This is a genomic window from Streptomyces sp., assembly GCF_031181705.1.
Classification (GTDB): Bacteria; Actinomycetota; Actinomycetes; order Streptomycetales; family Streptomycetaceae; genus Streptomyces.
In genome coordinates this window covers 1-7742 of sequence record NZ_JAPSKN010000135.1, presented here as the reverse complement: position 1 = coordinate 7742, position 7742 = coordinate 1, and the positions used below count along the sequence as shown (strand labels likewise).

8 protein-coding genes and 1 pseudogene are annotated in these 7742 nt (G+C 73.9%); 3 read left to right on the top strand and 6 right to left on the bottom strand.

Features of this window, described 5'->3' with window-relative positions; genetic code table 11:
* Positions 1-42: 42 nt before the first annotated feature.
* The 4 genes and pseudogenes from RIN80_RS21920 to RIN80_RS21905 form a co-directional block, all read right to left on the bottom strand.
* A complete protein-coding gene (locus tag RIN80_RS21920) occupies positions 43-375 on the bottom strand; it encodes a DUF2516 family protein (protein WP_309097340.1) in 333 nt (110 codons plus the stop codon).
* A 103-nt stretch (positions 376-478) separates the two neighbouring features.
* Positions 479-1159, bottom strand: coding sequence for a hypothetical protein (locus RIN80_RS21915; protein ID WP_309097339.1), 681 nt, complete (start codon positions 1157-1159; stop codon positions 479-481).
* A gap of 84 nt (positions 1160-1243) precedes the next feature.
* Positions 1244-1900 carry a helix-turn-helix transcriptional regulator gene (locus RIN80_RS21910; RefSeq protein WP_309097338.1) on the bottom strand — a complete coding sequence of 219 codons (657 nt, stop codon included), beginning with the start codon at positions 1898-1900 and terminating at the stop codon, positions 1244-1246.
* Positions 1901-1999: 99 nt separating this feature from the next.
* A pseudogene (locus RIN80_RS21905) lies at positions 2000-2535 on the bottom strand (class I SAM-dependent methyltransferase); the annotation flags it as partial.
* A gap of 125 nt (positions 2536-2660) precedes the next feature.
* Here RIN80_RS21905 and RIN80_RS21900 point away from each other — a divergent pair.
* The 3 genes from RIN80_RS21900 (at position 2661) to RIN80_RS21890 (ending at position 5063) form a co-directional block, all read left to right on the top strand.
* Entirely contained in the window at positions 2661-3200 is a 540-nt protein-coding gene (locus RIN80_RS21900) for a DUF2269 domain-containing protein (protein WP_309097337.1), read from the top strand.
* A 68-nt stretch (positions 3201-3268) separates the two neighbouring features.
* On the top strand, positions 3269-3865 hold the full coding sequence (locus RIN80_RS21895) for a TetR/AcrR family transcriptional regulator (RefSeq protein ID WP_309097336.1): 597 nt from the start codon (positions 3269-3271) through the stop codon (positions 3863-3865).
* Positions 3866-3869: 4 nt separating this feature from the next.
* The gene (locus tag RIN80_RS21890; RefSeq protein ID WP_309097335.1) at positions 3870-5063 is read left to right on the top strand and encodes a GDSL-type esterase/lipase family protein; all 1194 of its coding nucleotides are present in this window, start codon (positions 3870-3872) and stop codon (positions 5061-5063) included.
* Positions 5064-5133: 70 nt separating this feature from the next.
* Here RIN80_RS21890 and RIN80_RS21885 read toward each other — a convergent pair whose 3' ends face one another.
* Both RIN80_RS21885 and RIN80_RS21880 read right to left on the bottom strand, forming a co-directional pair.
* A complete protein-coding gene (locus RIN80_RS21885; protein ID WP_309097334.1) occupies positions 5134-7149 on the bottom strand; it encodes an AAA family ATPase in 2016 nt (671 codons plus the stop codon).
* A gap of 59 nt (positions 7150-7208) precedes the next feature.
* A partial coding sequence (locus tag RIN80_RS21880; protein WP_309097333.1) for a TetR family transcriptional regulator occupies positions 7209-7742 on the bottom strand: 534 nt, incomplete at its 5' end.

Here is a 7742-nt window from a genome sequence, read left to right as displayed (position 1 = left end):
GCCGGGCGACGGGGGCGACGGGGGCGCCGCCGCGGGGTGGTTCTACCGGCCGCCGTTCCACGGGCCGTACGGGCCGTCGCTGCTGGAGCCCCGGTTGCTGCGGCCGCCGCCCGGGAGCGCCCGGATCGCCGGCCGTACGTCGACCATGTACACGATCGTCGCGATCAGGCCGATGATCGGCAGGAACGACAGGATCGGGAAGAGCAGGTTCACCACGAAGGCGATCCCGAGGATGATCAGCCAGAACGGCTTGGTCTTCTTGTCGGCCGCGCGGTAGGCGTCCTCCCGGCGCACGGCGGCGTCCAGCAGAGCGAAGCCGCTGAACACGATCAGGGCCATGCTCAGAAGCCACATAAACCCTGCGAAGCCCTGCATCAGCACAACGTCCACCACCCGACTCGGCTCGTCCCTACGCGGTCACCGTACCCGTACAACGGGCCGGGCACCCCCAGGGTGCCCGGCCCGCGTCGGCCGCCGGCTACTTCGCCGGGGGCGTCGTCTTCTTGGCGGTGGTGGTCTTGCGCGCCGGGGCCTTCTTGGCGGCGGGGGCCTTCTTCGCCGCCGCGGCGGCCTTGGCCTCGGAGGCGATGACCTGGGCGGGCCTCGCCGGCTCGTCCTTGACCTCGACCGGCTCGGACTTCGGCTCGACCGCGATGGCCAGCTCCTCGACGCTCTCGGCGACCTCCTCGATGCCGTCGGCGGCCTCGCCGCGCCAGGTGCGGACGGCCTGCTGGCCGTGCTCGGCGACCTTCTCGTAGGTCTCGCGGGCCTTGACGGCGTACTCGGCGGCCACGCCGACGCCGCGCAGCGCGAAGTCCTGGGCGCTCTCGCCGAACTTCTTCAGGTCCGCGTCGATCGTGCTGCCGATCTTCTTGACGTCGAAGGAGCCGATGAACTCGGTGACCTTGTTCTGGAGGGTCTCCTGCGTCTCCTTGACGCGGGCGGAAGCCTCCTTGGCCCGGGCGGAGGCCTTCTCCTGAACGGCCTTGGTGTCGGTGTTGCGCACGGCGTCGAACCGGGCCGGCGCCTCCGACCGCAGCTGCTCGACCAGGGCCGGCACCTTCTTGGCCTGCTGAAGGGCGAGGTCGGCGGTGCCCGCCGCGAAGTAGAGCGGGGTCGGGTCGCTGAGGGTCTTGCGCAGGTCGTCGGTGATGGCCATGGTGATGGTCCTCCCGGATTTCTGTCTGAGGGTTCGGCTGAGGGTTCGTGTGATCCGCGGCGGCGGCCGGTGCCCTGGTCCGGCTCAGCCGGCCGTCTGCCGTGGATCGGTGTCGCTTCCGCCGGTGCCTCTGCGGGGGCGGCGGGTGGCGGGTGTACCGCCCTGGGCCTTGCGGGTACGGCGAGCCGGCGCGGCGGGACCCGGACCGCTGCCGTCGCCGGAGCTGTCGCTGTCGCTGTCGCTGTCGGCAGGGAACTCCGCGAGCCGGTCGGCGTCGGAAGTGCCGGCCCGGCGTGTCCCGAGGCCGGCGTCGGGAGCGTGCCCGTCCCCGTCTCCGGGCCCGGCCACCGCGCCGTCCACCGCTTCCGCGGCGTCCGCACCGTCACCGCTCCCGAACCCGTTCTCCTTGCGGAACGACTCGTAGATCTGCAGCAGCACCTGCTTCTGCCGCTCGTGCAGCGTGGGATCGGCGAGGATGACCGCGCGGGTCTCGACGTCGTCCCGGTCACGCTCGGCGTCGAGGATCCCGGCGCGGACGTACAGCGTCTCGGCGGAGATCCGCAGGGCCTTGGCGACCTGCTGCAGCACCTCCGCGCTCGGCTTGCGCAGCCCGCGCTCGATCTGGCTCAGGTACGGATTGGACACGCCGGCGGCGTCGGCGAGCTGCCGCAGCGACAGCTGCGCGTTGCGCCGCTGCTCGCGCAGGTAGTCACCGAGATTGCCGACGTTGAGCGATGCCATGACTCCACAGTGCAGCACTCCGCTAACTATTGCAAGCACCCGCTTGCAACAGTGCGCCACACCACCCTTCCGGCCCCTCCCGGCGGACGGCCCGGGCCATCACGCCGTTCCGCGCCAGTCGTCGGTCCTGTACGCCAGGAACGTGCCCGACCGTCTCTTCGAGCCGCCCTCCGGTTCCTGCACCAGGCGGGTCGTGACCACGAGCCCCGCTTCCTCCAGGAGTGCGGCGATGCGGTCCGGGGAGAGCAGGTACGACGTAGAGGACACCGGGCGGTCGCCGTAGGCGCTGGTGGGGTGCAGCCGCTCGCCGTCGCCCACGTGACCGGCCGGCATCAGCACGCCGCCGGGCGCGAGCGTGCGGTGGATCTCGGCGAAGACGGCGGGCAGGTGCCGGGGCGGGGTGTGGTGGGTGGAGTAGTACGCGAGGACGCCGCCGAGTTCGCCGGTGGCGATGTCCAGGGCCGCCATCGAGCCGGTGGTGAAGCGGAGCTCCGGGTGGGCCGCCCGGGCCAGTTCGACCATCCTCGGTGAGAGGTCCACGCCGAATGCACCGGGTCCAGCCCGGCCGGCGCGGGGACCCGCCGGGCGTACTCGGCGGCGACGGTGTCGTACGAGTCCCGGACCGCGGTGAGATGAGGGGCCGGTCATGCCCCGACGCCAGTCGCCGCCGCCGACACTCCGGCCGTACGCCCACGTCAGTACTCCCGGTTACTCCCGTCGTCAGACGTCCGGGCAGATGGTTCCCGGCACCGTGGTCCGGGTGAACACCACCATCTCCAAACCGAAGCTCGGCCGGTCCGCGCGGCGGGCCGTGCTCGTCGTGCACGTCACCGCCTCCGCGAGCTGGCTCGGGCTCACGCTCGGGCTGCTCGCGCTCGGCATCACCGCCGCCACCACGGGTTCCGCCGTGAGCGTGGAGGCCTCCGTGCGCGCCATGCTGCTCTTCGCCGACTGGCTGCTGCTGCCCGTCGCGCTCCTGACGCTCCTCAGCGGTCTGGTGCTGTCGCTGGGCACAGCGTGGGGGCTGGCGCGGCACCGGTGGGTCGTGACGAAGTTCTGGCTGACCCTCGCCACCACCGCCGCCACGGCGTTCGCCCTGCGCCCCGGCGTGAGCGCGGCCGTCACCGCCGTCACCGCCGGCGGGCCGCTGCCCGACGCCGGACACGTGCTGTTCGGGCCGGTCGTCTCGCTGTCCGCCTACGTCTTCATGACCGCGATCTCCGTCCTGAAGCCATGGGGACCCACCCGGCGGGGAAGGAGGCTGCGAGCGCTCGCGAGCGGGACCCCGAAGGGGACCTAAGCAGGATGAGGGTTTGCCTAAAAGGATTAGGCAGGTGCACAATCCCTTTTGGCAGAAGGGAGCACCGCATGGCACGCGCAGGACTCACCCCGGAGCGGCTGACCCGGGCCGGTGCGGAACTCGCCGACGAGGTGGGCTTCGACCGGGTCACCGTCTCGGCGCTGGCCCGGCGGTTCGACGTCAAGGTCGCCAGCCTGTACTCGCACGTGAAGAACTCCCAGGACCTGAAGACCCGGATCGCCCTGCTCGCGCTCACGGAACTGGCCGACCGCGCCGCCGAGGCCCTGGCCGGGCGGGCCGGCAAGGACGCGCTGGCCGCCCTCGCCAACGTCTACCGCGACTACGCCCGGGAGCACCCCGGCCGCTACGCCGCCGCCCAGCTGCGGCTGGACCCCGAGACGGCCGCCGCGAGCGCCGGCGTCCGGCACGCGCAGATGACCCGGGCCCTGCTGCGCGGCTACGACCTGGCGGAACCAGACCAGACCCACGCCGTCCGGCTGCTGGGCAGCGTCTTCCACGGCTACGTCAGCCTGGAGCTGGGCGGCGGGTTCAGCCACAGCGCGCCCGACACCGACGTCACCTGGGCCCGGATCCTCGACGCCCTCGACACGCTGCTGCGCAACTGGCCCGCACCGGGCGAACCCCCTACGGACCCCCGAGGCTGACACCATGCACACCGAGCCCGACTGGATCACCACGCCCCTCACCGCGGACCTGCTGCGCGGTGCCCTCGACGTGGAGCGCACCGAGCACGGACTGCTCCCGCACCGGCTGCCGGCCCGGGCCCGCGCCCAGAACACCGACCCGCAGCTGGCCATGGCCGAGGCCCAGCCCTCCGGCGTACGGCTGGCCTTCCGCACCGCCGCGACCGCCGTCGAGCTGGACGTCCTGCGCACCAAGCGCGACTACAGCGGCTTCCCGCCCCGCCCGGACGGTCTGTACGACCTGCGCGTCGACGGCCGCCCGGCCGGGCAGGCCCCGGGGACCGGCGGCAACGTCCTGACGATCGACATGGCCACGGGGAACGGCACGGTGACCGAGGGCCCGGTCGGCACCGTCCGCTTCACCGGTCTGCCCGCGCGCGAGAAGGACGTCGAGATCTGGCTCCCGCACAACGAGACCACCGAGCTCGTCGCCCTGCGCACCGACGCGCCCGTCGAGCCCGCACCGGACCGGGGCCGCCGGATCTGGCTGCACCACGGCAGTTCGATCAGCCACGGCACCGACGCCGCGAGCCCGACGGGCGTGTGGCCCGCCGTCGCCGCGCTGCTCGGCGGGGTGGAGCTGATCAACCTGGGGCTGGGCGGCAGCGCGCTGCTCGACCCGTTCACCGCGCGGGCCCTGCGGGACACCCCGGCCGACCTGATCAGCGTCAAGACGGGCATCAACATCGTCAACCAGGACGTGATGCGGCGGCGCGCCTTCGGGCCGGCCCTGCACGGCTTCCTCGACACGATCCGAGAGGGGCACCCCGACACCCCGCTGCTGCTCGTCTCCCCCATCCACTGCGCCATCCACGAGGACACCCCCGGGCCCACGGCCCCGGACCTGAGCGCGGTCGAGGAGGGCCGGCTGCTGTTCGCCGCCATGGGAGACCCGGCGGAGATCCCCGCCGGGAAGCTCACGCTCGGCGTCGTCCGCGAGGAGATGGCCCGCATCGTGCGTCAGCGCGCGGCCGAGGACCCCCACCTGTACTACCTCGACGGACTCGACCTCTACGGCGAGGCCGACGCGGCCGAACTCCCGCTGCCGGACCGGGTCCACCCGGACGCCGCCACGCACCGCCGCATCGGCGAACGCTTCGCGGAACACGCCTTCAGCGGGAAGGGCCCCTTCGCGGAAGCCCACCGGCTGTCCGACTGAGGCGGGGCGGTGCCGCCCTGGCCGGCCGAGCGGGCGGCACCCGCACTGCCCGGGCTCCGACCGCCGCCGGTCAGAAGGGCAGCGGCCGGCCGCACACCACGTCCAGCCGTGTCACCGCCCGCGTCAGCACCACGTACAGCCGGTGCAGTCCTCGCTCCTCGGCCTCGGCGACGGCCGCCGGCTCGACGGCCACGACATGGTCGTACTCCAGGCCCTTGACCATGCTCGCCGGCACCAGCGAGACCCGTGCGCCGAGCTCCTCCGGGCCCGCCGTCGCGATACCGGCCGCGTCCAGGGCGGATCGCACCCGGGCCACGTCCGCGTCCGCCGCGACGACCCCGACCGAGCCCTCCCGCCCCAGCGCGTCCCGTACGGCGTCCACGACCGCCGCGGGCACCGCCTCGGGGGTCGTCCGCCGCATGCTCAACTCCCCGTCCGCGCGCAGCGAACGGGCCGCGGGCACCTCCACGTCCAGCCGCTCCAGCAGCCGGTTGGCGAGTCCGACCACGGCCCGGGGCACGCGGAAGCCCGTGGTGAGGGCGACCACGGCCGCGTCCGGCTTGCCCAGGTGGGCGAGGGTCTCGGGCCACGAGCGCGCCGCCCACGGCGTCGTCCCCTGCGCCAGGTCGCCCAGGACCGTCAGCGAGCCGAACGGGGCCCGGCGGGCGATGGCCCGGCACTCCATCGGCGACAGGTCCTGCGCCTCGTCCACGACGACGTGCCCGTACCCCTCCGGGTGCTCGATCAGCCCCGCCACCTCGTCGAGCAGCACCAGATCGGCGGCCGACCAGCGGGCCGACTTCCACGACCGGGGCGGCTTGCCCCACAGCAGCGCCCGCTGCTCCCCGGCGTCGAGCAGCCCGTCGGCGGCCGCCGCCAACGCCGCCGGGTCACCGAGCAGTTCGGCCACGACCTCCTCGGGCCGCACGCGGGGCCAGACGGCGTCGAGGTACGCGGACACGGGCCGCGCCCGTTCGACGCGGCGCACCCAGGCGGCGGGGGGCGGCCCGGCCCGCCGCTCGGCCTGTTCGCGCAGGCTCCGCACGATCCGCGCCCGCACCCGTTCCCGGCCGACTCCGTACGGCGGTTCCTCCTCCCGCACGTCCGTCACGATCCGCTCCAGTTCCGCCTGCGGCACCCGCCACCGGTACGCCCCGTCCGGCACGGCGAGCGAGCCGGTCCCCGCGGTGCGCACGCGCGCGTACAGCGCCCGCCGCAGCACCCGGGCCATCCGGGCGTCGTGCTTGACGACGGCGGCGGACTCGTCGTCGACGGCGCCGACCGGCTGACGGGCGATCTCCCCGGTCAGCGTCGACTGCCGCACGCCCGTCTCGCCGAGGGCCGGCAGGACCTCCGCGATGTACGACAGGAAGGTGCGGTTGGGGCCGAGGATCAGCAGACCGCCGCGCCGGATGCGCTGCGGGTGGGTGTAGAGCAGATAGGCCGCCCGGTGCAGGCCGACGGCGGTCTTGCCGGTGCCGGGCGCGCCCTGCACGCACACCGACCGGGCCAGGTCCCCGCGCACCAGGTCGTCCTGCTCGGGCTGGATGGTGGCGGCGATGTCCCGCATGGGCCCGACCCGGGGGCGCTCGATCTCCCGGGCGACGATCTCGCTGTCCCGGGACTCGCCCCGGTCGAGGTGCTCGTCCTCCAGACCGGTCAGGTCGGCGGAGTCCCCGCGGCTGCCGGGCGCCCAGCCGAACCTCCGCCGTACGGCGACGCCCTGCGGGTCCCGGGCGGAGGCCTGGTAGAAGGCGCGGGAGACGGGTGCGCGCCAGTCCACGACGAGGGGCGGTTCGGCCGGGTGCTCGGAGATCCGCAGCCGTCCGATGTGCAGCTCGCCCCGCTCCCCGCGCAGGGCACCGAAGAACAAGGGCCCCTGCGGCAGCTCCCGCAGCGCCTTGGCCCGGCTGCGCAGCCGGTACCCGAGGACCTCGGCGTCGGCACCGGACGCGGAGACGTCCTCGCCGGCGACGACCTGCTCACCGGCGCCCTCGACCATCGCGGCGAGGGCGTCCCGGCAGCGCTCGTGGTGGGCGCGTTCACGGTCGAGGACGTGCTGGAGGGCAGGCTCGGTCGACGTCATTCCACCGAGCGTACCCAAAAATCGTTACCGAGTTAAATCTATTACCAGGTCTCGCTTCTTTACCGGCCCGGAGACAGCCCGGCCGCCAGCCGGTCGAAGGCCCGCTCCGCCGCCGCCACCGCGTCGGGCCGTACGTCCGCCACCCGCTCCCCGGCCGAGATCCGCCGCCAGTTCTCCAGCGCCAGGACCCGCAGGACGGCCATGAGCTGCCCGGCGGCGAGCCGCGCGTCCAGGTCGCCCCCGAGCACCTCGGCGAGCGCGGCCTCGGACCGCTCCTGGTGCGTGTGGGCCCGGGCGACCAGGGCGGGCGTCCCGTAGAGCAGGGCGTGGAAGGCCAGCACCTGGGGATCGTCGTTGAGCCCGGTCACCGGATCACACCGCTCCAGGCCGGCCAGGAAGTGCCGCCGCAGCGCCTCCACGGGCGGCTCCCCGGACTCCGCCACCACCCGCGCGGCCTCCCCCTCGTGGTCGGCGATCCGGTACAGCACCAGATCCTCCTTGGCCGGGAAGTACCGGAACAGCGTCGGCTTGGAGATCTCGGCCGCCGCCGCCACCTCCGCGACGGACACCGCGTCGAACCCCCGCTCCAGGAA